The sequence below is a fragment of the Roseisolibacter sp. H3M3-2 genome, from assembly GCF_029211165.1.
GTDB lineage: Bacteria > Gemmatimonadota > Gemmatimonadetes > Gemmatimonadales > Gemmatimonadaceae > Roseisolibacter.
On record NZ_JARGEK010000713.1, the window covers coordinates 1 to 906 of the forward strand.

Consider the following 906-nt stretch of genomic DNA (forward strand, 5'->3'; position numbering starts at 1 on the left):
CACCGGCTGGCTCGCTTCGCTCGGCCCGTGGACAACCCTGCTGGACAAGCTGATGGTCAGGCTGCGCCTGCCCACGAGCTTGACCACAGGGATTGCCCACCGGCTACCCAGCCTTCGACCACATACCCACCGGCTCCAACTGCGCGGCCTGCGGCCTTGCCCCATCAATTTTTTTAATTTTCTCTGGGGAAAAGCCTCCGGCCTGCGGCCTGCGCGCTTCGCTTGCCGGTTGGACACCAAGTGGAAGGCGGGTCAAGGCTCGCGCAGCGACCGCGCAGCGGCTTGGCCTTGACGCGCCTGGAACGACCCAAGCCTATGCGAGTGGGGGCAGTCGAAGGGCGAAGCCCGCCCGCCTGCCCCCCGAGCCTCACGGCGGCGAGTGCGGGGGTTCCAAGGGGGCAGCGCCACCTTGGGCAAGGCCGAAGGCCGCGCAGTCGATCAACAAGCCCCGGAGGGGCCACTTTTTGCCGGAGGGGGAGCCGCGCCGAAGGCGTGGGGGAACCCCGCAGGGGTGCCCTTCTTTGGGCACCAAAGAACTAGATATAGGGCGAAATGCGAAAGACTTAAAAATCAACAACTTAAAAAAGGGGGGTACGCAACAGCTCATTGCGGCACCCCCCGCAATAGCTCATTGCGTAGGTTAAAGAAAATCTGTAATTGACTGCCACTTTTACGCAACGCATAATTGTTGTCGCGCTGCCGAAAAGTTGCAGCTGATTGCGCATGGTGCCGCAACCGTGCGGCACCCCTACCGCATGGAGATAAGCATGGCCACGCAGTCCAGAGAAATCGGCATTCAAGCCAAGAACAAGCCCGGTCACTGGGTGCAAACGGAACGCAAAGCGCATGAGGCGTGGGCCGGGCTTATTGCGAGTAAACCCACGGCAGCAATGCTGCTGGATCACC

General features: G+C 61.6%; 1 protein-coding gene. It reads left to right on the forward strand.

Features of this window, described 5'->3' with window-relative positions:
- Positions 1-292: hypothetical protein (locus PYV61_RS25920; protein ID WP_275836778.1), on the forward strand; the 292-nt coding region annotated here is incomplete at its 5' end.
- Positions 293-906: the final 614 nt, after the last annotated feature.